This window comes from Streptosporangium sp. DT93, assembly GCF_049844535.1.
In the GTDB taxonomy this organism is placed as follows: Bacteria; Actinomycetota; Actinomycetes; order Streptosporangiales; family Streptosporangiaceae; genus Streptosporangium.
Window position 1 is genome coordinate 259,060 of record NZ_JBNCLF010000010.1, and the last position, 20,431, is coordinate 279,490.

The 20,431-nt window shown below is 73.4% G+C and carries 18 protein-coding genes; 7 read left to right on the forward strand and 11 right to left on the reverse strand.

Features of this window, described 5'->3' with window-relative positions; all coding sequences use genetic code 11:
- Positions 1-116: 116 nt before the first annotated feature.
- Together ACLQ2R_RS22635 and ACLQ2R_RS22640 are read left to right on the forward strand one after the other, a co-directional pair.
- Positions 117-1,328 (forward strand): cytochrome P450, encoded by a 1,212-nt coding sequence (locus ACLQ2R_RS22635; protein WP_425962375.1) that lies wholly within the window; start codon positions 117-119, stop codon positions 1,326-1,328.
- Positions 1,329-1,339: 11 nt separating this feature from the next.
- Positions 1,340-2,497 (forward strand): winged helix DNA-binding domain-containing protein, encoded by a 1,158-nt coding sequence (locus ACLQ2R_RS22640; protein WP_425962377.1) that lies wholly within the window; start codon positions 1,340-1,342, stop codon positions 2,495-2,497.
- Positions 2,498-2,601: 104 nt separating this feature from the next.
- Here ACLQ2R_RS22640 and ACLQ2R_RS22645 read toward each other — a convergent pair whose 3' ends face one another.
- The 5 genes from ACLQ2R_RS22645 to ACLQ2R_RS22665 all read right to left on the reverse strand — a co-directional run bounded on the left by ACLQ2R_RS22645 (position 2,602) and on the right by ACLQ2R_RS22665 (position 8,296).
- Positions 2,602-3,351: a thioesterase II family protein gene (locus tag ACLQ2R_RS22645; protein ID WP_425962378.1), complete on the reverse strand. Its 750-nt coding sequence runs from the start codon at positions 3,349-3,351 to the stop codon at positions 2,602-2,604.
- An 83-nt stretch (positions 3,352-3,434) separates the two neighbouring features.
- Positions 3,435-4,592, reverse strand: a complete 1,158-nt coding sequence (locus ACLQ2R_RS22650; protein ID WP_425962379.1) for a hypothetical protein — start codon at positions 4,590-4,592, stop codon at positions 3,435-3,437.
- Positions 4,586-5,413, reverse strand: a complete 828-nt coding sequence (gene pyrF, locus ACLQ2R_RS22655) for an orotidine-5'-phosphate decarboxylase (protein ID WP_425962380.1) — start codon at positions 5,411-5,413, stop codon at positions 4,586-4,588. Before pyrF ends, ACLQ2R_RS22650 begins: the two co-directional genes overlap by 7 nt.
- 168 nt (positions 5,414-5,581) lie before the next feature.
- The gene (locus tag ACLQ2R_RS22660) at positions 5,582-7,231 is read right to left on the reverse strand and encodes an alpha/beta hydrolase (protein ID WP_425962382.1); all 1,650 of its coding nucleotides are present in this window, start codon (positions 7,229-7,231) and stop codon (positions 5,582-5,584) included.
- A gap of 240 nt (positions 7,232-7,471) precedes the next feature.
- Complete coding sequence (locus ACLQ2R_RS22665; RefSeq protein ID WP_425962384.1) at positions 7,472-8,296, reverse strand: SDR family oxidoreductase; 825 nt, start codon at positions 8,294-8,296, stop codon at positions 7,472-7,474.
- A gap of 104 nt (positions 8,297-8,400) precedes the next feature.
- Here ACLQ2R_RS22665 and sigJ point away from each other — a divergent pair, with 104 nt between their 5' ends.
- On the forward strand, positions 8,401-9,300 hold the full coding sequence (gene sigJ, locus ACLQ2R_RS22670) for an RNA polymerase sigma factor SigJ (RefSeq protein WP_425962386.1): 900 nt from the start codon (positions 8,401-8,403) through the stop codon (positions 9,298-9,300).
- Between the two features lie 57 nt (positions 9,301-9,357).
- Here the strand turns inward: sigJ and ACLQ2R_RS22675 are convergent, their stop codons facing one another.
- Genes ACLQ2R_RS22675 through ACLQ2R_RS22685 form a run of 3 tightly spaced genes read right to left on the reverse strand, consistent with a single transcriptional unit; the run spans position 9,358 to position 12,082 of the window.
- A complete protein-coding gene (locus ACLQ2R_RS22675; protein ID WP_425962387.1) occupies positions 9,358-10,179 on the reverse strand; it encodes an alpha/beta fold hydrolase in 822 nt (273 codons plus the stop codon).
- Positions 10,176-11,111, reverse strand: coding sequence for a carbohydrate ABC transporter permease (locus ACLQ2R_RS22680; protein WP_425962389.1), 936 nt, complete (start codon positions 11,109-11,111; stop codon positions 10,176-10,178). Before ACLQ2R_RS22680 ends, ACLQ2R_RS22675 begins: the two co-directional genes overlap by 4 nt.
- A complete protein-coding gene (locus ACLQ2R_RS22685) occupies positions 11,108-12,082 on the reverse strand; it encodes a carbohydrate ABC transporter permease (protein ID WP_425962391.1) in 975 nt (324 codons plus the stop codon). The genes ACLQ2R_RS22680 and ACLQ2R_RS22685 overlap by 4 nt, the downstream gene beginning before the upstream one ends.
- Positions 12,083-12,094: 12 nt before the next feature.
- Between ACLQ2R_RS22685 and ACLQ2R_RS22690 the strand changes: the two genes are divergently transcribed.
- Together ACLQ2R_RS22690 and ACLQ2R_RS22695 are read left to right on the forward strand one after the other, a co-directional pair.
- The gene (locus ACLQ2R_RS22690) at positions 12,095-13,228 is read left to right on the forward strand and encodes a hypothetical protein (RefSeq protein WP_425962392.1); all 1,134 of its coding nucleotides are present in this window, start codon (positions 12,095-12,097) and stop codon (positions 13,226-13,228) included.
- 330 nt (positions 13,229-13,558) lie between these two features.
- The gene (locus ACLQ2R_RS22695) at positions 13,559-14,911 is read left to right on the forward strand and encodes a glycosyl hydrolase (protein ID WP_425962394.1); all 1,353 of its coding nucleotides are present in this window, start codon (positions 13,559-13,561) and stop codon (positions 14,909-14,911) included.
- A gap of 168 nt (positions 14,912-15,079) precedes the next feature.
- Here ACLQ2R_RS22695 and ACLQ2R_RS22700 read toward each other — a convergent pair whose 3' ends face one another.
- The 3 genes from ACLQ2R_RS22700 to ACLQ2R_RS22710 form a co-directional block, all read right to left on the reverse strand.
- A complete protein-coding gene (locus ACLQ2R_RS22700) occupies positions 15,080-15,982 on the reverse strand; it encodes a helix-turn-helix domain-containing protein (RefSeq protein ID WP_425962396.1) in 903 nt (300 codons plus the stop codon).
- 121 nt (positions 15,983-16,103) lie between these two features.
- A complete protein-coding gene (locus ACLQ2R_RS22705) occupies positions 16,104-16,949 on the reverse strand; it encodes an isocitrate lyase/PEP mutase family protein (protein WP_425962398.1) in 846 nt (281 codons plus the stop codon).
- A 125-nt stretch (positions 16,950-17,074) separates the two neighbouring features.
- A complete protein-coding gene (locus ACLQ2R_RS22710; protein WP_425962399.1) occupies positions 17,075-17,371 on the reverse strand; it encodes a putative quinol monooxygenase in 297 nt (98 codons plus the stop codon).
- An 88-nt stretch (positions 17,372-17,459) separates the two neighbouring features.
- On the opposite strand from ACLQ2R_RS22710, the gene ACLQ2R_RS22715 reads away from it, so the two are divergent.
- Entirely contained in the window at positions 17,460-18,044 is a 585-nt protein-coding gene (locus ACLQ2R_RS22715; RefSeq protein ID WP_425962401.1) for a nitronate monooxygenase, read from the forward strand.
- 161 nt (positions 18,045-18,205) lie between these two features.
- Entirely contained in the window at positions 18,206-20,407 is a 2,202-nt protein-coding gene (gene ligA / locus ACLQ2R_RS22720; RefSeq protein ID WP_425962402.1) for an NAD-dependent DNA ligase LigA, read from the forward strand.
- Positions 20,408-20,431 lie beyond the last annotated feature (24 nt).

Below are 20,431 nucleotides of genomic sequence, written 5' to 3' on the forward strand. Positions count from 1 at the left end.
GGCGGCCTATAATCCCGACCTCGCAATGGTCGGGCCCGCCCCGCCGCACAATCACGGCCATCCCGCCGGCGAGATGACTTCTACCGGAGAATTCACCGAGGAATGGGAAGTTCCCAATGACTGACGTTGATCTGGCCGACGCCGATCTGCACGTCGGCGACAGGCCCCACGAGGTCTTCCGCCACCTGCGCGACAACGACCCGCTCCACTGGAACCCCGACGGCAGGGAACCCGGCTTCTGGTCGGTCACCCGGTACGAGGACTGCGTGAAGGTCCAGAAGGACACCCGGACCTTCAGCTCCAACCAGACCAACACCCTCGGCCCGCACCGCAACACCAGCGACCAGGGGTCCGGGAAGATGATCAACACGACCGACCCGCCCCGCCACACCGAGCTGCGCAAGCTGGTCAACAAGTGCTTCACGCCGCGGGCCATCGCCGCGCTGGAGCCCTACCTGCGCTCGGTCGTCAAGGAGGTGTTCGCCGACGCCCTGGAGCGCCGGGAGTGCGACTTCGCGACCGTCGTGGCGGCCCTGCCCGTCGCGGGCATCTCCGCGCTGCTCGACGTGCCGCGCCAGGACTGGGACCAGATGCTCAGGCTCACCTCCACGGCCTTCGGCTCGCACGACAGCGAGTACCAGATGACCTCCGACGTGCGCGCCAACGCCGCCCAGGCGCACGGCCAGCTCCTGCTGTACTGCCAGGGCCTGATGGAGAAACGCCGCAGCTCTCCGGGCGACGACATCGTCACCCTGCTCGCCCGTTCCCAGGACGACGGGGTGCTGACCGAGGAGGAGTGCCTGCTCTTCTTCGACGTGCTGATGCTCGGCGGCAACGAGACCACCCGGCACGCCGCCGTCGGGGGACTGCTGGCGTTCATGGAGCACCCCGGCCAGTGGCGGCGGCTGCGCGAGAACCGCGAGCTGATGCCGAACGCGGTGGGCGAGCTGCTGCGCTGGACCTCGCCCAGCCGCCACGTGCTGCGCCGCGCCGTCCGCGAGACCGAACTGCACGGCAGGACCGTCCTGCCGGGGCAGGACGTCGTCATCTGGCACACCTCCGCCAACCGCGACGAGCGCGTGTTCGACGATCCGGAGGTGTTCGACGTCGGGCGTCCCCGCAGCTCCCGCAACGGGCACGTCGCGTTCGGCTCAGGACCGCACTTCTGCCTGGGGTCGGCCCTCGCGGAGCTGGAACTCACCGTCTTCCTCGACGAGCTGGTGTCGACGGTGTCGGGGGCCGAGCTGCTCGAGCCGCCCGACTATCTGCGCTCTCCCGTCATCAACGGTGTCAAGCACGTCCAGGTTCGCCTCCACCCCATGGGGTAGAAGCACCGGCCATGAACTCACTCACCTGGGATCAGGTCCACGCGCGGCGGCTGGCCCGCCACCATCTCGTGACACCCGTCTCCGGCGACCTGCGCAAACCCGTGCGCGACGTGTGCGGGGTCCAGTCGCAGGTCGCCGCCGCGGCCGAGCTGGCCATCGGGTCACGGGTGAAGGACGCCACGCAGGAGAAGGTCCGCGCGGAGCTGTACGACAAAAAACGGCTGGTCAAGACCTACAGCCTGCGCGGCACCCTGCACGTGCACGCCGCCGACGAGCTGGCGCTGTGGATGGCGGCCATGCGCTGGAAGCCCTACTGGCGGGCCAAGGGGAGCTGGCACGCCCACCACGGGCTCACCGCCAAGCAGGGCGAGGCGTTCGTCGACGCGGTCCGCGAGGCGCTGGACGGGGAGTGCCTGACCCGCGAGGAGCTGGCCGGGGAGGTCTCCGGACGCGTCGGCGCCTGGGCCAAGGACAAGCTCACCTCCAACTGGGGCGAGCTGCTGCGCCCCGTCGCCTACCTCGGCGTGCTCTGCTTCGGTCCCGTACGGGGAGCGAAGGTCACCTACGTCAGGCCCGACCGGTGGGCCGGGCTGAAGGCCGAGGTCAAGGACCAGCCCGACCCGGAGGAGTCGGCGATGGAGATCGTGCGCCGCTACCTGCGCGCGTACGGGCCCGCCACCCACCAGGACCTGGCCCGCTGGTTCGCGCTCAGGCCGCCCGAGGCGCGCGAGGCGCTGGAGTCGCTCGGCGACGAGGTCACCCGGGTCGAGGTCGAGGGGCGCAAGGCCTACGTCCTGGCCTCCGACGAGGGCCGCTGGCCGTCCGACCCGAGCTGCCTGCGGCTGCTGCCGCAGTACGAGGCCTACGTCCTGGGCAGCGGCCCCAAGGAGGTCGTCGTGCCCAAGGACACCGCCGCGCGCGTCTTCGAGCACGGCCGCGGGAAGTACGAGGGCGCGGTCGCCCACCAGATCATGCTCGTCGACGGCGTCGTGGGCGGGATGTGGGAGCGGAAGGAGAAGGGCGGCAAGCTGGAGATCAAGGTCGAGTCGTTCGCCGACCTCGACTCCGGCCGGAAGAAGGAGCTGGAGCGGGAGGCCGAGCGCGTCGGCCGCTTCTACGGCACCGAGGCCGTCCTGTCCATGGGCAGACTCACGGCCAAGAAGCGCTGAGCCCGCCGGGAGGCGCCGAGCCCTCCCCGTCGTCCCGGGGCGGGCTCGGGCCGGGCTCGCGCTCATCGGTCCATGTTCACCGGTCCGCGTTCACCGGTCCGCGCTCACCGGCAGGTGCCGAGGTCTCCCCGGATGGCGCGGAGCACCGCGCGGCGCTGGGTGTGGATGAAGAAGTGCCCGCCCGGCAGCAGGCGCAGCCGGAACGCGGCACCGGTCTGCGCGCTCCACGCTCCCAGGCCGCCGGCGGTCGTCGTCGGGTCCCCGTTCCCGCCGAACACCGAGATCGGGCAGGCCAGCGGCGGCTCGTCCCGGTGGACGTAGGACTCCGCGGCGTTCAGGTCGGCCCGCAGCACCGGCATGACGAGGCTCATCAGCTCCGGGTTGCCGATCACCTCCGGCGGGATGCCGTCGAGCCGGTGCAGCACCCGCATCAGCTCCTCGTCGCCCAGCCGGCCGAGCCGCGGCATGCCGTCCCTGCAGTGGGGGGCGTTCCAGCCCGACACGAACAGCCGTCCCGGACCTGGCAGACCGCGCGAGCGCAGGCGCCGTGCCACCGTGAACGACACCAGCGCGCCCATGCTGTGCCCGAACAGCGCGAACGGCAGCGGCTCCAGCCGCGACAGCCCGTCGACCACCGGATCGATGATCATCGACAGGCGGTGCGGAGGCTTCTCCGCGATGCGGGTCTCCCTGCCGGGCGAGCGCATCGCCCACAGCTCCACGTCACCCGGCAGCAGGTCGGCCCAGCCGCGGAACGTCGTGGCGCCACCTCCCGCGTTGGGCACGCAGACCAGCCGGGCGCGTGGCCGCGCCGGCCTGTGCAGCGGCACCAGCCAGTTCGCCGGAGGTGTCACCGTGCCGCGGGAGGCCGAAGGGGCCCCGGCAGGCGACGTGGTGGTCGCCGGGGACGTGGGGGAGGGGGAATTCGTGGAGACAGTCATCGTGGAACCGCCAGGGCTCGTGCGGAGTCCCGGGTCCGCTCGCAGGCGGAGACCAGGTCCGCGAGGGACTCGGGGGGGAACATGTGGGCCGCGTCGCCCGGCCGGTACAGCCGCTCGGGCTTCGGGCACGACTCGATGAGCAGTCCGTCCGCGCCGTACGCCGCCGCCGCCAGCGAGGCCGGGGCCACCAGCGAGGCCGAACGGGTGCTGTGACTGGGGTCGAAGACCACCGGCAGGCCGGTACGGGCGCGCAGGGCGGCGATCGCCCCGAAGCCCGGCAGCGGCGGCGTCCCCGAGGCGCCCGCGCAGAGCACCACGGCGTTGTTGCCGCGGGCGAGGACGAACTCCGCCGCCCGCAGCCAGTCGTCCAGGCTCGCCTGCGGTCCGCGCATCAGCAGCACGGGCCGGGGCTGGGCGCCCAGCTCGGCCAGGAGCGGGCGGTTGTCCATCTGCCGACCGTCCACCTGCAGGCAGTCGGCCACCTCGGCGGTCGCGGTCACCTCGCGCGGGTCGCACACCTCGGTGATCACGGGGATGGCCGCCGCCCGCCGGACCTCCGCGAGCGTCTCCAGGCCCCGCCGCCCCTTGCCGGGGAAGTGGTAGGGGCTGCTGCGGGTCTTGTAGAGCCCGGCCCTCAGGGCGTGCGCCCCCTGCGCCTTGACCGCCCTGGCCGTCTCGAGCGCGTCCTGTTCGGACTCCAGCGCGCACGGCCCGGCCGCCCACCACAGCCGCGCCCCTCCGACGACCGCGCCGCGAACCGGGTCACCGGCCTCTCCGGAGGCGGTACGGGGAGCCGCGGTGCCGGACGGTGCGGGACCGGACGGTGCGGGGGCGGACGGTGTGGAGGGGGGCGGGAGGCCAGGCGGCGGGGAACCGGAGGGCGGAATGCCGGGGGCCGCGGGGCCGATCGTGACCTCGCGCGGGGCCACGCCGCTCTCCCGCCGTACCAGCCAGTGGCCGTCGGGGGTGGGGCGGCGGGCCAGCACGGCGGGCGAGCCGGGCACGCGGACGAGGGACTCGTCGCCGCTCACCACGACGAACAACCGGCCGGCCAGGCGCAGCGGCCAGGCGATGACGTCCTCGTGCTCCCCGGCCCGCGCGGCCACCTCCTCGGCGGCCTCGTCGGAGGTGCCGGGCCGCAGTTCGATCAGCATGCCGGGACCCCCGCCCCGATCTCCTCCCGCCAGCTCGCGATGCTCGCGGACAGCGCGGCGACGTCCGGCCCGTGCCGCAGCACGCCGGTCGTGACCGGCAGCACGGCGCGCCCGGGGGCGCCGGCGGCCACGGCGACGAGGTCGCCGGTGGCGCGCCCGGCCCGGCCGAGACCCGGCAGCTCCACGACCGCCGACGGCATGCGGGCCACCAGCTCGGCGGCCTCCTCACGGGAGGCCCCGACCACGGCCGCGGCCGCCACGCCGTGCTCGTCGTTCCACTCCTGTACCTCGTCGGCGGTACGCTGCGCGACGGTGCGCGAGCCCGTCAGCGCCCCCTGCACCCCGCCGGCCGCGTGGTTGGAGGTGCGCACGAGCACCATGACGAGCGTCCCGCTGTCGCGGGCCCGGCGCAGCAGCGGGCCGAGGGAGGCGAAGCCCATGAACGGGGTCGCCGTCACCGCGTCGCCGCCCAGCACACTGCCGGGCCCCAGGTAGAGCCCGGCGTAGGAGTCCATCGTGTCGTCGGCGTCGCACACCTTCGCGTCCAGCACCGCCAGCGAGCCACGCTCGTGCGCGCCGTCGACGACGTCACGCAGCAGGGCCGTGCCCGCGGCGCCGAACCGGGCGAAGAACGGCACCTGGATCCGGTAGACGGACACCCGGTCGCCCGCGGCCTCCAGCACCGTCGCGCACATCCGCCGGGCCCCGTCCACGTCGTCGGGCATCCTCCACGCCTCCAGCCACTTGGGGGAGGGGGCGATCCCCAGGCAGAGGGCCGATCGGGCCCGGAGCAGGTCGGTCCACATCGATAAGGCAGCCATGAGCCCATTGCACACGCCCACGCGCGGAGCCGCACCGCGCCCGCCCGCGCGCGGCGCCGCATTGGCTACAATCCCCGGCCCGCACGACCAGACCGCACGACCAGACCGCACGACCTGCCGGCGCGACCGGGCCGGTGCGGGAGCGGCGGCACGTGCGGGACGTCCGGGTCAGCGGTCGCAGCGCGCGCCCCTCCTGGGCGGGGTCAGGTCGACGAGGTAGCGGGTGACGGTGTCGTCGACGCAGGAGGAGAGGCCGTTGCCGTAGACGGTGTGCCCGTCGGCGTCGTAGGTCAGCAGCACGGCCGAGGGCATGTTCGCCGCGACCTCCCTGGCCCAGCGGTACGGCGTGCGCGCGTCCCGGGTGTGGCTGATCAGGAGGATCGGACCGGCGCCCCCGGCCCGCGCGGGCGCCGGTGCGACGGCGGGCGAGGGGAGGAAGGCACAGGTCAGGTCCACCCCGCCGGTGAGCCGGTCGATGCCGCCGACCCGCGCGGCGAGCCGTTCGTAGTCGCCCAGGTTCCTGGAGTGGGGACGGTCGAGGCAGTTGACCACGCTCGTCACCTCGCCGACGGGCAGGGACACCGAGGGAGAGGCGAGCCTGACCCGCAGGTCCGCGAGCGGGGTGCCGTCGCCGTCGGCCGCGGCCCCGAGCGCGGTGGCCAGCTCCCGCCAGTTGGAGGGGTCGATGAGGGCGCCGCCGATCACCCCCCGGAGGGTGTCGGCGTCCAGGTCGTAGCGGCCCGCGCGCAGCGGCGTGGTCCTCGCGCGCGTGATCACCGTGTCGATGACGGCCAGGACGCCCTTCGCGCTGCCCGCGGGACAGGTCGCCCGGGGGTCCCGGGCGCAGTGCCCGGCGAAGGAGCGCAGCGCCGCGGCGTGGGCGCCTGCCGCCTGCACGGCGTCGGTCTCCCAGCTCAGGTGCGCGGTGTCGATGCCGTCGAGCACCATCGCGCGGACCCGGCGCGGGAAACGGTCCGCGTAGCGCTGGCCGATGTTCGTGCCGTAGGAGTAGCCGAGGAAACTGATGGTCCTCTGGCGCAGTGCCGCGCGCAGCAGCTCCAGGTCGGTGACGACATTGGCGGTGCCGACGTGGGGCAGCACGTCCCGGCCGGTGCCGCGCAGGCACGCCCGGACGCCGAGCCGGTAGTACGGGACGAGCGCGCCCACCAGCGGGAGGTCGCGGCGCGCCTTGCCGACGGGCTTGTCGCCGTTTCGCAGCGTGCAGTCGATGGCGGGCTTGCTGCCGCCGACCCCGCGCGGGTCGAAGCCGATGACGTCGAAGCGCTCGCGGATCTGCGCGGGCCAGGTCCCGTGGAAGGTCCGCACCATCCAGGTGCCGGACTGGCCTGGCCCTCCCGCGGCGGTCAGGAGGGTCCCGATCCGCTGGCCGGGCCTGCTCGCCCGCGCCTTGATCAGGGGGAGCGTGAACGTCCTGCCGTTGTCCGGGTGGGCGTGGTCGACGGGCACGGTGAAGGTCGCGCACTCGAACAGACCGCAGCGCCTCCACGTCGGGGCCTTCTTGATGAAACGTTCCAAACGGACATCGAGGGCGGGATCGGGTGTCGTGCCGGGAGCCCCGGCGGACGCGCCCGTGCCCGACAGGCCCGCCCCGCCGGGCACGCCCGCGGGGTCCCGGGTGACGGACACGCCCCCACCGGAGACGCCTCCGCCGGAGCCCGTGTCGTACACGCCCGCACCCGCGTTCACCCCCGGGCCCCGGGCCGCCGACGCCGGGCCGGCCCCGAGGCCCGCCACGGCCGTTCCCACCGCCAGCACCGCCACGGCGCCGGCCCACCGGCGCCGTGCGGCGCCGGTCATCGTCGTTCTCGTTCGCGTCTGGCCCTTCATGGCCTCTCCCTGGGTCGGTCCTGACCGGTCCGCCCCACCTGCGGGTGGAGTCGAGGATCACGGGTCGCTGGAAAAGAGCCTCGAAGGGGAAGACGATGGCTTTTTCCTGCCTGCCTCCTTTGTAGGCATTTCAAGTTGCAGGCCGCTTTCGCGGTGCTTGACGGTCGTACTCGGCCGTTCGGAGGCGCGAGACCGGTGGTCTCGCCTGGTTCAGCGTGCCCTCCCGGATCCGGAAGGCCGGCCGGACCCGGTGGAGGACCCCGGCGACCGGCCCGGGGACACCCGTTCGGCCAGGAAGTCCTCCCAGGTCCGCTCGCCCAGGACGGCCCCCCGGAGGGTGAGGTTCTCACCGGCCCGGTAGGCGCGACCGGCTTTCCCCGGCATCCGGACCGGCATCGTCAACCGGCGCCTGCCGCGCGCCCGCAGGTATCCCCGGCTCAGCTCGTCCAGCCCGTACACCCTGGGGCCGGCCAGGTCGGGCACGAGGCCGGCCGGGTCGCCGAGTGTCAGCGCCGCCAGGTGGGACGCCACGTCGCGCGCGTCGACCGGCTGGAACCGCAGTCCGCCCGGGATCGGTATCACCGGCAGCGCCGCCATCTTCCGCACCACGTTCAGGACCAGGTCGTGGAACTGGGCGGCCCGCAGCGTCGTCCACGGCAGGCCGGAGTCCGCCACGGCCCGCTCCGCGTCCAGCTTGGACCTCATCCAGGCCAGCGGGAGCCGGTCCGCCCCGATGACCGAGATGTACACCAGGTGCTCCACCCCGGCTCGCGACGCGGCCCTGACCAGGTTCCGGGTCGCCTCGTCGTCGCCCTTGGGGCCGCCCGCGAGGTGCAGGACGATGCCGGCCCCGTCCACCGCGGGCCCGACCCCGTCGCCGGTGAGCAGGTCGCCGGTGACGTACTCGACGCCGTCGCCGGACTCGTGATCGCGCCTGCTGAGCACCCGCACCTCGCGGCCGGTGTCTCGCAGGAGCGGAACCACCAGGCGCCCGAGCGTGCCCGTGCCACCGGTGATCAGAATGGGTGAGGTCATGGTTCTCTCCGAACTCGTCGCTCCGGGAGTGGTCCTCCCGGTCACATCGGCGGGATCGCGCGTGTCTACTTCTACGACGCCCCCCGGGAAAGGAATGTGACACGGTGGACGAGAGCGAACGGCTCGGCGAGCGTTTCGAGGAGCACCGGACCCGGCTGCGGGCCGTGGCCTACCGGATGCTCGGCTCGGTGAGCGAGGCCGAGGACGCCGTGCAGGAGGCCTGGCTGCGCCTGGACCGCGCCGGCGCCGGTGATGTGGAGAACCTCGGCGCGTGGCTGACGACCGTGGTGGCGCGGGTGTGCCTGAACACGCTGCGCTCGCGCGAGCGGCGGCGCGAGGACCCTCTCGGGTTACGCATGCCCGACCCGATCGTCGGCCGGGAGGGCGGGATCGGCCCCGAGGGGGAGGCGGTGCTGGCCGACTCGGTCGGGCTGGCGCTGCTGGTGGTGCTCGAGACGCTGACGCCGGCCGAGCGGCTCGCGTTCGTGCTGCACGACATGTTCGCCGTGCCGTTCGAGGAGATCGCCTCCATGATCGACCGCTCACCGGCGGCGGCGAGGCAGCTCGCGAGCCGCGCCCGCCGCAGGGTACGGGGCCAGGCCCCGGCTCCCGACCCCGATCTCGCCCGCCAGCGTGACGTGGTCGACGCGTTCTTCGCCGCCGCCCGCGACGGCGACCTCGGCGCGCTCGTCGCCGTGCTCGACCCCGGCGTCGTGCTGCGCTCCGACGGCGGCGCCGCGCGGGCCCGCCACACGGTCGTGATCACCGGCGCCCGGGACGTGGCCGAGCAGGCGCTCACCTTCGGACGGCTCTCGCCGCTCGCGCGACCGGCGCTGGTCAACGGGGCCGCCGGGGTCGTCGTCGCCGCGCACGGCAGGCCGCTGTCGGTCATGGCCTTCACCGTCACGGACGGGAGGATCGTCGCCGTCGACGTGCTGTCCGACCCCGACCGCCTGGACGGGCTCGACCTGACGGTGCCCCGTCCCCCGCCCTCGCCGAACTGACCGGGCGGAGTGGCGCCGACGCGGGCGAACCTCTCCGGTCCCGGCCCCGTACGGGTCCTACCGCGACGGCCGGGGGAGCACGCCGTCCAGGAAGGCGCGGACCGCGCGCACGTACGCGCCGGCGGTGTCGCGGCGGACGTTGTGGCCCGCGGTGGGTACGCGGGCCGTCGTCACGGCGCCGCCTGCCGCCTTACGGAAGGCGGCCGCGTCGGCGTCGGTGACCATTCCGCCACGATCGGCGTCCCCGTACAGGAGCAGCGTGTCGCAGCGCACGTCCGGCGCCAGGTCGTGGAAGGGGTCGAGGGCCGAGCCGGGCCGCTCGCAGTAACGGGGGTCGATCTGCTCCTTGCTGAGCGCCCACGGCGTCAGCTCGGCCTCGCTCCAGGCCGGGTCGTGCTCGCGGGCGTACGCGACGCGCCCGGCGAGGTCCAGGGCGCGCAGGCCGGAGAGCCAGGCCGGTACGCCGCGCGGCCCGGCGCCCATCCCGTGCGGCGGCGGGTCCTCCAGGACGAGCGCGGCCACCAGCTCGGGGCGGGTGGCCGCCAGCGTGATGGCGGTGAGCGCGCCCATGGAGTGCCCGACGACGACGACCGGCCCGGTGACGCCGAGGTCGTCGAGGACGAGCGCCTGGTCGGCGGCGTGCCGCTCGGGCCCGACGGGCCCCTCGGGAAGGCCGGAGCCGCCGTGGCCGCGGGCGTCGGTGGCCACGATGCCGCCGTAGCCGGCCAGCGCGGGGACGATCGCGTCCCAGCAGGCGGCGGAGTCGGTGAACCCGTGCAGGAGCAGCAGCGCGACAGGGGCGCCACTGTTGCCGGGGTCGTCGTGGTGGCGCCACGCGATGTGCGCGGTGCGCCGGTCACTCACCGCCGGTCGTGTCATTTGGTCGCTCCCGAGACGAGGCCGCTGTAGATGAACCGCTGCAGGGCCAGGAAGACGATCAGGCTCGGCAGGATGACGAGCGCGGCGCCCGCGGAGATGACCTCCCAGTGCGCCCCGTACGGCCCCTTGAACCGGAACAGCGACGTCGAGATCGTACCGAGTCCCTCGGAGGGCATGTACAGGAAGGGGATGTAGAAGTCGTTGTAGATCGCGACGCCCTTGACGATGACCACGGTGGCGATCGCCGGGCGCAGCAGCGGCATGATGACGCGCCAGTAGACGGTGAGCGGCGTCGCGCCGTCCAGCCTGGCCGCCTCGTCCAGGGACGTCGGGATCGACCGGATGAACTGCAGGAAGATGGAGATGGAGATGATGTCGGTCCCCATGTAGAGCAGGATGGGAGCCCAGTGCGTGTCCATCACCCCCAGGTTGTTCACGACCTGGTAGGTGGCGACCTGTGTCGTCACGCCGGGGACGAGGGCCGCGACCAGGAAGAGGGCCATCACGACCCTCTTGAACCTGAAGTGGAACCGGTCGACCGCGTAGGCGGTCATCGAGCCGATGAAGACCGTCCCCAGGAGCGAGAAGAACAGGATGAAGCCGGTGTTCCACAGCGCCTGCGGCATCTGCCCGTCGGTGAAGGCGACGCGGTAGTTGTCCAGGTTGAACCAGTCGCCGGGCGCGGCGAGCGGGTTCTCGCTGGCCGCCATCTCGCCGGCGGTCCGCAGTGAGGTCAGCAGGATCGCCGCCAGCGGCACGACCACCACCGCGCACGCCAGCACCAGTGACAGGTACATCAGCAGGCGCGCCGCCGCCCCGCGTACGGGAGCGTCGCGGCGCCCGCCGTGCGGGGGAGCGCCACGCCGTGCGGGGGCGTGACGGCGACGGCCGCGCGGAGCCGCGGTCCCGGCCGGGCCGGTGATCGTCCTCACGACTGTTCCACCCTCTCGTCGGGAACCAGCAGGCGCTGGAGCCAGGTCACCAGCAGGACGATCGCCAGCAGGACGACCGCGGCCGCCGACGCCAGTCCGACCTTGTTGAAGGTGAAGGCGAGCTTGATCGTCTGGATGACGAACGTCTCGCTGTTGTTGGAGCCGCCGGTCATGATGAAGGGGATCTCGAAGACCGACAGGGCACCGGAGATCGCCAGGATGGCGCTGAGGCTGATGATCGGCTTGATGCTGGGCGCGATGATGAACCTGAACTGCTGCCACCGGCTCGCGCCGTCGAGCGAGGACGCCTCGTACAGCTGCGGGGGGATCGACTGGATGGCGCCGATGAACAGCACCAGGTTCAGGCCCATGAAGCGCCACACCGAGACGCCGGCAAGCGAGGTGTTGACCAGGTCGGGGTCGCCGAGCCACAGCCGCGGTTCGACCCCGAACACGCCCAGCACGGCGTCCAGCGTGCCGCCGGGCTGGAAGAAGTACAGGAAGACGAAGCCGATGGCCACGCCGTTGACGAGGTAGGGGAAGAAGAGGATCCCCTTGAAGAGGTTCCGCAGCCGTACGTCGAAGCTCAGGACGGTGGCGAAGTACAGGGCCACGACCATCTGGACCGCGGACCCCGCCAGGTAGAACAGGCTGACGGTGAGGACCTGGAAGAACCGGGGCCTGGTGAACAGGTCGACGTAGTTGTCGGCCCCCACGAAGCTCCTGACCGGGCTGAAGCCGTCCCAGTCGGTGAGGCTGTAGACGAACATGTCCACGACGGGGATGTACGTGAACAGCACCAGCAGTGCCAGGGGCACCAGCAGGTACGGCCAGGGGGTGTACCATCGCTGCGAACCGGCCGCGCGCGCCCCCCGGGCGGACGGCCGGCGCCGCCGGTGAGGGGGCACGGCCTGCGGGGCCTTCGGGGCCTGGCGCGGGGCACCGGGCCCCGCCACACGGAATGCGGACATCTTTTCCTTCTCGTGGTCGCCGAGCTCGACCCCACCCGCCCCTACAGCGCGGGCAGCCCCTGGTCGGGTTCGTGGGACCACCACCCCAACGACCCGGCGCACGGGCCGTCCCACTTCTGGGAGGTGTGGAACCGCCGCGACTACACCGACTACCTGAACGACGTGCCGCGCTTCGCCGCCGAGTTCGGCTGGCAGGCGCCCCCGGCCCACGCCACCCTGCGCGACGCCGTCACCGACGAGCCGCTCGGCCCGCGCTCGCCCGGAATGCTCCACCACCAGAAGGCCGAGGACGGCACCGGCAAGATCGACCGGGGCCTGGCCCGCCACTTCGGCCCTCCGGCGACCTTCGACGACTGGCACTACCTCGCCCAGGTCAACCAGGCCCGCGCCATCGCCGTCGGCGTCGCCCACTGGCGGTCGCACTGGCCGATCTGCGCCGGGACGGTCGTGTGGCAGCTCAACGACTGCTGGCCGGTCACCTCGTGGTCCGCGATCGACGGCGCCGGCCGCCCCAAGCCGCTCTACCACGAGCTGCGCAGGCTCTACGCCGACCGGCTGGTCAGCTTCCAGACCCGGGACGGGGAACGGGTGCTGGTCGTCGACAACCAGTCCGCCGAGCAGTGGGACGGGTTCGCGGGGGTGCGAAGGATGTCGGCCGGCGGCACCGTCCTGGCGGAGGAGACCCTGCCGTTCACCGTGCCACCGCGCTCGGTGGTCCCGCTGCCGCTCCCCGCCGAGGTCGTCACGTTCCAGGACGGGCACCGGGAGCTGCTCGTCGCCGACGTCGAGGAGCTGCGGGACGTCGTCCTGGGCTGCGAGGACCGTGACTTCGCCTACCCGGCGGCCGATCTGGCGATCGACGTCGAGCCGCGCGCGAACGGGTTCGACCTCGTGGTCACCGCGCGGACGTTCGTCAGGGACCTGCTCCTGCAGGCCGATCGGATCGCCCCCGGGGCGAGCGCCGACCGGGGCCTGGTCACGCTGCTGCCGGGGGAGAGGTGCGTCATCGCGGTGACCGGCGCCCCCGCGCCCGACCCCGCGTCGGTGCGGCCGGCGCTGTTCACGGTCAACGCCGCGCAGACACCCGCGCCCGGGGCCGTACGGTCCGGGGAGCGGGCCGCCGAGCCCCTCGCTCCCCGGAGCTGACCGGCGGGACCCGACGATCGTTCTCCACGGTGATCGTCCTCGACGGTGACCTTTCTCCACGGTGACCTTTCTCGACGGTGGCCGTCGTCCACGGTGCCGGGCGGCGCGCGGCGCGACCCCCTTCCGGCACCGACGGGCGGCCACCATCCCACGACGGCCCCGCCGGGCCGTCTCCCAGTCCTCGGGGGACACGTCAGACAAGAGGAGAAAAGAAAAGCGCGTCTCACCTCACCACGACGTCCCGACGGCCCGCCCGGCCGTCCGCACGCCGCCCACCGTCCCACCGGCAGGGCACGCCGCCTTCTCCGGGCGACGACGGCCACCATCCTGATGACGCTGGGCCTGGGAATCGCGGCATCCCCGCAGGCCCAGGCGTTCCCCGCGTCGTCCAGGCAGGCCGTCATCGACTACCTGACCTCCGTCACCGGCAGGAACATCGTCTCCGGGCAGCACAACAAGGAGCCGGCGAGCAGCCCCGGCCAGTACACCCAGCAGGTCAAGGACATCACGGGCCAGTACCCCGGCCTGTGGGGCGGGGACCTGATGTTCCGCCCCGAGGACGTCGCCAACCGCCAGCGCGTGATCGACCAGGCCAAGGCCGAATGGGCCAACGGCTCCCTGGTGGCCCTCAGCTGGCACGTCTGCACGCCGACCGGCGGCAGCACCTGCCAGTTCGACGGCGGCGTGAAGACGCAGATCTCCGCCGACCAGTTCAACCAGATCGTCACCAACGGCAGCGCGCTGAACACCGCGTGGAAGCGGCGCCTGGACGAGGTCGTGCCCTACCTCCAGCAGCTCAAGGACGCCGGCGTCCCGGCCCTGTTCCGCCCGCTGCACGAGATGAACGAGTCCTGGAACTGGTGGGGCAACCGCCCCGGCCCCAACGGCGGTGCCCGCCTCTTCCAGATCACCCGCGACTACCTGGTCGGCAAGGGTCTCACCAACCTGGTCTGGGTGTGGAACGTCCAGGACAACCCCGCCGGCAACTGGGCCGCCTACTACCCCGGCTCCCAGTACGTCGACGTCGTCTCCCTGGACGTCTGGTACAAGAACCACCCCAGCCAGGGCGACTACCAGCAGATCCAGAACATCGCCGGCTCCAAGCCGATCGCGCTGGCGGAGATGGGGAAGGTCCCCGACGCCACCCTGCTCAACGGCCAGACGCGCTGGAGCTACTTCATGCTCTGGTCGGAGCAGTTGCGCGGCAGCAACAGCAACACCGAGATCCAGAACGCCTACTTCCACCCGCGCGTCCTGAACCAGGGTGAGTTCACCGTCTCCGGCGGCGGCACGCCCGCGCGTGCGGGTCCGATCAGGGGCGTGGGCGGCAAGTGCGCAGACGCCGCGGCGGCGAGCTCGGCCAACGGCACCGCGATCCAGCTGTGGGACTGCAACGGCGGCACCGCGCAGAACTGGACGGCCGGCACCGACGGCACGGTCCGCGTGCTGGGCAAGTGCATGGACGTCACCGGTGCCGGCACCGCCAACGGCACGAGGATCCAGCTGTGGGACTGCAACGGCTCCACCGCCCAGCAGTGGCAGGCCACCCCCGCCTCCCAGCTCCGCAACCCCTCCTCCGGCCGCTGTCTCGACGCGCCCGGCGGTGCCACCGCCAACGGCAACCGGCTGCAGATCTGGGACTGCAACACGAACGCCTGGCAGAGGTGGACCCTCCCCGCCTGACATCCGGCAACGAGCCCGGACCCACATCCTGACAGGAGCCCCGATCCACGTCCGGACAGGAGCCCGGGTCCACGCCGGAGGCCTGGCCGGAGCCCTCCCTGAGGCGGCACCGGCCAGGCCGCGTCACGTCACGTCACGTCACCGCCTGGCCGGGCCGGTCCGCCGTCGTCAGGCCGGGTGACCGGGCGCCGCCCGGCGGCCGCCCTCAAGAAGAAGGTGGACCGTGGCGAGCGCCCGCCACGGGCGCCACGGCGCGGAGGCGAGCCGCCCGGCGGCGAGGAACGGGTCCGAGCCGACGCCCGCGAGCCGGGCCGCCCGCTCCACGACGTGGATGATCCCCTCCCAGTAGGGAAGATGGGCGCGCAGCCGGAGGTGGTCGGGCCCTCCGGACCAGATCTCCAGCATCCCGGGCGCCCCGTCGATGACGACGGTCCGGCGGTACACGCCCGACTCGACCGACTCGACACCGGGCACGGCCCGCTCGGCGAGGAAGCCGGCGACGGCGTCCCAGTCGTAGGGGGCGGTGAACGGCATCCGGAGCGTGAGCCCTCCGTCGGCGGCGAGCCGGTCGGCCCGCCGCCGGCGTTCCCGCAGCTCGCGCGGCGTGAACCGGAACACCTCCCGCATGGCCCGGTTGAACTGGCGGAGGCTGCCGAACCCGGAGGCGAAGGCCACCTCCGCGATCGACAGGTCGGAGTCGTCGAGCAGGCGCCGGGCCAGGTGCGCGCGACGCGAGCGGGCGAACCGGTCCGGGGTCACCCCGAGGTGGTCGTTGAACATGCGCCTCAGATGGCGCGCGGACACGCCGAGCCGGGCACCGAGCGCCGCCTCGCCGGCGTCGTCCAGCACGCTGCCGATGATCAGCTGGACCGCCCGGCACACGAGCTCGGGGGCGTCCTCCCCGATCGTGCCGGCCACCCGGTAGGGCCGGCAGCGCAGGCACGCCCGGTAGCCCGCGGCCTCCGCGGCGGCCGCCAGCTCGAACGTCCGGACGTTCTCGGCGAGAGGCGTGGCCCCGCACCCGGGCCGGCAGTAGATCCCCGTCGTCCGTACGGCGGAATATGTCGTCACACACCCAGAATCGCGTTCACCGGCGAACGTTTCCAGCCGTATTCGGACACGATGGGCCGCCCGCGAGACGTCGCCGCCGACGGAAGAGGTCACCCGGAACGGGCGGCCCCCCTCGCGTGCCTCACGGCGGCCCGGGGTGGGCGCGCAGCAGGTCGTTGAGCTCACCGTACTCCAGTGCGATCTCGAGGCAGCGGTAGGTGCCCGGGCCGAGCAGCTCCCTCGTCGCGGCCGCCGCCAGGCCGTAGGCCGCCTGGGCGACGGCCGAGCCGACGCTGACGCGCGCGACACCGAGCGCCGCCAGGTGCGCGACGGCCGGCGCGCCCGGGGACGCCATCACGTTGATCGGCAGCGGCCCGCCGACGAGCGTCCGGATCACCTCCGGGTCGGCGACACCGGGCACGAAGAGCACGTCCGCGCCGGCGGCGGCGTAGCGCTCGGCGCGGGCCATGGTGGCGGCGAGCCGTTCACCGGCCGTGCCGATCCCGGCGAGGTAGGTGTCGGTCCTGGCGTTGACGCAGAGCTCGATGCCCGCGGCCCGCGCGGCCTCCCGGGCCGCGAGGAGCCGCTCGGCCTGCGCCTCCGGCTCCAGCAGGGGCTCCCCGCGCACCCCGGGGCTGTCCTCGATGTTGACGCCCACCGCCCCCGCGGCCAGGACCTCGGCGACGGTCGCCCCCACCTCCTCGGGGGTCGCGCCGTAGCCCGATTCGATGTCGGCGGTCACCGGGACCGATACCGCGGCGACGATGCGCCGCAGGGCGTCCAGGGCGGTGGCGCGGTCCAGTCCGCCCCCGTCCGCCACTCCCGCCGCCCACGACGCCCCCGCGCTCGTGGTGGCGATCGCCTTCGCGCCGGCCGCCTCGATCGCCGCCGCCGAGGCCGGGTCCCACGCGTTCGGCAGGATCAGCGGCGGGTGGGCGTGCAGGGCGTGCAGGGTGAGCGCCCGCGCTTTTTGGTCGAGTGTGTTCATAGATCTTCGAAATGACTCTCTGTGGTGGTGACATGTGGGCTTCGCTCGTCCAGCCGTCCAGCCGTCCAGCCGTCGGGCCGTCCAGCCGTCGGGCCGTCCAGCCGTCGGGCCGTCGGGCCGTCGGGTCAGAGGTCGACGAGCAGTTCGTGGTCGATCTCGACGAGCTCGGCGATCAGGTCGGCGAACCGGCCCGCGATGAGCTCCCGGTAGGCGGCGGAACCGGTGTGGGCGTCGTAGGCCGCCTGGTCGGCGAAGTGCTCGACGAAGAGCAGGTAGTCGGTCTTCGCGGGGTCGCGGTAGACGCGGAACGACAGCGTGCCGTCCTCCTGTCCGGGCCCCCGGGGCGCGAAGGCCTCGACGAGCGCCCCCGCCCTCTCCTGGTTGCCGGGCTTGAGCGTGATGGGGAACACCTTCGCGAGCATGTGCCGATCCTCCTGAACGGGGCGCCGGAGCGCGTCGGAGAGATCAGGATGTCCCCGGCGGCCCCCGCCGGTCTGGCCATATTCGGCCATGAATGACACCGCTCCCTCTCTCAGCCTGCTCACAGGAGGATCGGGAGAACCTGCTGTCGACGAACCCCGTCGATCCACGTTGCCGTTCGTCCCCGTCGTGGTGGATCTGGCCTCACCGGTGCCGGTGCTGGCGGCCGGCGGGATCGCCGACGGCCGCGGTATAGCCGCGGCCCTGGCCCTGGGCGCCGCCGGAGCCCTGCTCGGCACCCGCTTCCAGGCCACCGCCGAGGCCCTGGTCGATCCCGCGACCGTCACGGCGATCGTCGAGGGACGAGGGCACGACACCGAGCGCAGCGACGTGCTGGACATCGTCCGGGACTCTCCACGGCCGTCGAGGTACACCGCCCGCACCCTCGGCCACCCCTTTCTCGACCGCTGGCGCGGTCGTGACGCCGAGCTCGCCGCGGACCCCCGGGCCCGCCGGGACTACCAGGACGACCTGGCGCGAGGTGTCATACCCCCGCTGCCGGTCTGGGCCGGTGAGGCCGTCGACCTCATCGCCGACCGGCCCTCCGCGACCGATCTCGTCGCCGCCCTGGCCGCCCAGGCGGAGGACGCCCTCGACAGGGCCGGAAGGCGTTGACCGGCGGCGGCTTCTCGCGGGACCTCCCACGGCTCCGGCCGCTCCCCCGTCACCGTCGCCGCGGCGAGGGCTCGAAGAACGGCCGAGCCCGTCCTGCCGGGCGCTCCCGGTGCCGCGTCCCGTGAGCCGAAACTGTCGGTGCCGGGCGAGATGATGGGATCATGACCGACGCGCCCCCGAGCACTCTTCTCGCTGATCAGACCGCCTACGCCGAAGCCGTCCAGCTCGCCCTGGACGCCGCCGCGGCCTACTACGGCGACGGCACCTCCGCGATGGACGACGACGCCTACGACCGGCTGGTCCGGGGCATCCAGGCGTACGAGGCCGAGCATCCCGGCGAGGTGCTGGCGACCTCGCCGACGGGCAAGGTGGCCGGTGGCGCGGTGGTCGGCGACGTGCCGCACACGGTGCCGATGCTGAGCCTGGACAACGTCTTCGGCGCCGAGCAGCTGGCCGGCTGGGCCGCGTCGCTGGAGCGCAGGCTGGGCCGGCCGGTCACGGCGTGGAGCGTGGAGCCGAAGCTCGACGGGCTGGCGATCGCGGCGCGCTACCACGGCGGGCGGCTGGTGCGGCTCGTCACCCGGGGCGACGGCACCGCGGGCGAGGACGTGAGCCACGCGATCGGCACCGTCGCGGGGCTGCCCGCCAGGCTGGCCGAGCCGGTCACGGTGGAGCTGCGCGGCGAGGTGATGATGACCGCCTCGCAGTTCGAGGACGCGTGCGCCAAGCGTCAGGCGCACGACGGCACCACGTTCGCCAACCCGCGCAGCGCCGCCGCCGGCACGCTGCGCGCCCAGGACCGGCCGTACGTGTGCGAGCTGACGTTCTTCGGCTACGGTGCGCTGCCCTACCCCGACGACGACTCCGAGCAGGCGGCGCGGCTGCGCGAGCTGCCCCACAGCGAGGTCATGGCCTGGGTCGCCGCCCAGGGCGTGGGGACCCCGGCCGTCACCGACGTCGGCGGGATCGTCGCCACCACCCTGGAGCAGATCCAGGAGCGGGTCGAGCACATCGCCGCCAGGCGGGCAGACCTGCCCTTCGGCATCGACGGCATCGTGATCAAGTGCGATCTGGCCGCCGACCAGGCCCAGGCCGGATTCGGCACGCGCGCCCCCCGGTGGGCGGTCGCCTACAAGCTGCCCGCCACCGAGAAGATCACCAAGCTGGTCGGCGTCGAGTGGAACACCGGCCGCACCGGCATCATCGCCCCGCGCGCGGTGCTGGAGCCGGTCGAGCTCGACGGCAGCGTCGTCACCTACGCCACGCTCCACAACGCCTCCGACATCGCCCGCCGCGGCCTGATGCTCGGCGACCACGTGACCGTCTACAAGGCCGGTGACGTCATCCCGCGCGTCGAGGCCCCGGTCGTGCACCTGCGCACCGGCGACGAGCGTCCGATCCCGATCCCCGAGGTCTGCCCGACCTGCGGTGACGCCATCGACGCCTCGCAGGAGCGGTGGCGGTGCGTGCGCGGCCGCGCCTGCCGGATCATCGCCTCCATCGGCTACGCCGCCGGCCGCGACCAGCTCGACATCGAGGGCCTGGCCGAGAACCGCATCCTGCAGATGCTGGACGCCGGGCTGATCGCCGACTTCGCCGACCTGTTCTTCCTGACCCGCGAGCAGGTCCTGGGGCTGGAGCGGATGGGCGAGACCAGCACCGACAACCTGCTGGCCGCCATCGAGCGGGCCAAGGCGCAACCGCTCAGCCGCGTGTTCTGCGCGCTGGGCGTGCGCGGCACGGGCCGCTCCATGAGCCGCCGCATCGCCCGGCACTTCGGCAGCATGGACGCCGTCCGCGCGGCCGACGCCGAGGCGATCGAGGCGGTCGAGGGCATCGGCCCGAAGAAGGCGCCGGCCGTGGTGGCCGAGCTGGCCGAGCTCGCGCCGCTGATCGACAAGCTGGTGGCGGCAGGGGTCACCATGACCGAGCCCGGCTGGGCACCCCCCGCCGTGCCCGGCACCGACGCCGGCGCGCGGGCGGCCACGGAGGCCGGTGACGCGTCCGGGCTGCCGCTGGCCGGGATGTCCGTGGTGGTCACCGGATCGATGAGCGGTGCGCTGGAGGCGCTGACCCGCAACCAGATGAACGAGCTGATCGAGCGCGCCGGAGGCAAGTCCTCCTCCAGCGTCTCGAAGAGGACGAGCCTGCTGGTGGCCGGGGAGAACGCGGGCTCCAAGCGCGCCAAGGCCGAGACCCTGGGCGTGCGGATCGTCGGCCCGGAGGAGTGGGGGGGGGGGGGGGGGGGGGGGGGCGGGAGCGGCGACGCGCCGCCCGCCCCCCGCCCCCCCCCCCCCGGCGCGGGCGCGCGGCCGAGCGGCGCCCCCCGGCGGCCCCCCGCCGCGGCCGCCCCACTCCTCTGACCGGACCTCAGGAACCCCCCTGAC

Bases quoted from the DNA above. Each gene is read 5' to 3' on its own strand.
- ACLQ2R_RS22635 (WP_425962375.1), top strand. From the start codon at position 117: ATGACTGACGTTGATCTGGCCGACGCCGATCTGCACGTCGGCGACAGG.
- ACLQ2R_RS22640 (WP_425962377.1), top strand. From the start codon at position 1,340: ATGAACTCACTCACCTGGGATCAGGTCCACGCGCGGCGGCTGGCCCGC.
- ACLQ2R_RS22650 (WP_425962379.1), bottom strand. From the start codon at position 4,592: ATGCTGATCGAACTGCGGCCCGGCACCTCCGACGAGGCCGCCGAGGAG.
- pyrF (WP_425962380.1), bottom strand. From the start codon at position 5,413: ATGGCTGCCTTATCGATGTGGACCGACCTGCTCCGGGCCCGATCGGCC.
- ACLQ2R_RS22660 (WP_425962382.1), bottom strand. From the start codon at position 7,231: ATGACCGGCGCCGCACGGCGCCGGTGGGCCGGCGCCGTGGCGGTGCTG.
- ACLQ2R_RS22665 (WP_425962384.1), bottom strand. From the start codon at position 8,296: ATGACCTCACCCATTCTGATCACCGGTGGCACGGGCACGCTCGGGCGC.
- ACLQ2R_RS22675 (WP_425962387.1), bottom strand. From the start codon at position 10,179: ATGACACGACCGGCGGTGAGTGACCGGCGCACCGCGCACATCGCGTGG.
- ACLQ2R_RS22685 (WP_425962391.1), bottom strand. From the start codon at position 12,082: ATGTCCGCATTCCGTGTGGCGGGGCCCGGTGCCCCGCGCCAGGCCCCG.
- ACLQ2R_RS22695 (WP_425962394.1), top strand. From the start codon at position 13,559: ATGACGCTGGGCCTGGGAATCGCGGCATCCCCGCAGGCCCAGGCGTTC.
- ACLQ2R_RS22705 (WP_425962398.1), bottom strand. From the start codon at position 16,949: ATGAACACACTCGACCAAAAAGCGCGGGCGCTCACCCTGCACGCCCTG.
- ACLQ2R_RS22710 (WP_425962399.1), bottom strand. From the start codon at position 17,371: ATGCTCGCGAAGGTGTTCCCCATCACGCTCAAGCCCGGCAACCAGGAG.
- ACLQ2R_RS22715 (WP_425962401.1), top strand. From the start codon at position 17,460: ATGAATGACACCGCTCCCTCTCTCAGCCTGCTCACAGGAGGATCGGGA.
- ligA (WP_425962402.1), top strand. From the start codon at position 18,206: ATGACCGACGCGCCCCCGAGCACTCTTCTCGCTGATCAGACCGCCTAC.